At 70.6% G+C, this 1,074-nt stretch carries 1 protein-coding gene and 1 pseudogene; both read left to right on the forward strand.

The annotated features are described in order from the left end of the window. Positions 1–247: pseudogene (locus AOK15_RS39210) on the forward strand (Acg family FMN-binding oxidoreductase); the annotation flags it as partial. Positions 248–483: 236 nt separating this feature from the next. After that, a partial coding sequence (locus tag AOK15_RS39215) for a DUF4389 domain-containing protein (RefSeq protein ID WP_055523769.1) occupies positions 484–1,074 on the forward strand: 591 nt, incomplete at its 3' end.

A 1,074-nucleotide genomic window follows, 5' to 3' on the forward strand; every position in this document is an offset into this window, starting at 1 on the left:
GGACGACCGGCCGAGGGACTGGTTGGTGGCGGGGCAGGCCATGGAACGCGTCCTGCTGCAGGCCACCCTCGACGGGCTGGCCACGTCGCTGACCTCCCAGGCCCTCGAACGGCCGGAGGTCCGCTGGATCACCCGCGACCCGGAGTCCGCGATGGGTTTCGTACAGATGGTCATCCGGCTCGGCTACGGCCCCTCCGGCCCGGCGACCCCGCGCCGCCCGGTGACCGAGGTGCTCACCATCGACTGAGGCGGACGTACCCCGGACGCGTGGACGTGCCACCGGACGCGCGGGCGACGGCGGCGGCGTCCGGCGCCCGCCGTCACGGAAGGCTGCTCGGCCCGCCGTCCTGCCCTCTCAGCCCATGTGCGCGTGTCGGCCCGCGACCGGAAGCTGGAGTGGAGGCCCCGGACGGAGCATCTGATCTCGCCACCGCCGGGACTCCCGGAAGTGACCGTCGCCGAACGACGAAGGGATCGGTCCACATGAGCACGGAGTTCATCGCGTCCCCTCACCCCGCCCGACTGAGCGCGCGGCTCGACACCCCGCTCTCGCGATGGCTGTGGCTGGTGAAGTGGCTGTTGGCGTTCCCCCACTACGTCGTCCTGATGTTCCTCTGGGTGGCGTTCACGGTGGTCGGTGTCGTCGCGTTCTTCGCGATCCTGTTCACCGGCCGCTACCCGCGGTCGTTGTTCGACTTCACCGTCGGTGTCCTGCGCTGGAGCTGGCGGGTGGCGTACTACGCGTACGGCGGCCTGGGTACGGACCGCTACCCGCCGTTCACCCTCGCCGACGTCCCCGACTATCCGACCCACTGGGACGTGGCGTACCCGGAGCAGCTCTCACGTGGTCTGGTCCTGGTGAAGTGGTGGCTGCTGGCGATCCCCCACTATCTGGTGCTGGGGTTCCTGCTGGGCGGCGTCCGGATGGTGTGGTTCTCGGGAGGGCTCATCGGGCTGCTGGTGCTGTTCGCCGGCGTCGCGCTGGCCGCGACGGACCGGTATCCGCGCGGCCTCTTCGACCTGGTGATAGGACTGAACCGCTGGGTGCTGCGGGTGGCCGCCTATGCCGCCCTG

Source organism: Streptomyces ossamyceticus (assembly GCF_001418475.1).
Lineage (GTDB): Bacteria > Actinomycetota > Actinomycetes > Streptomycetales > Streptomycetaceae > Streptomyces > Streptomyces ossamyceticus.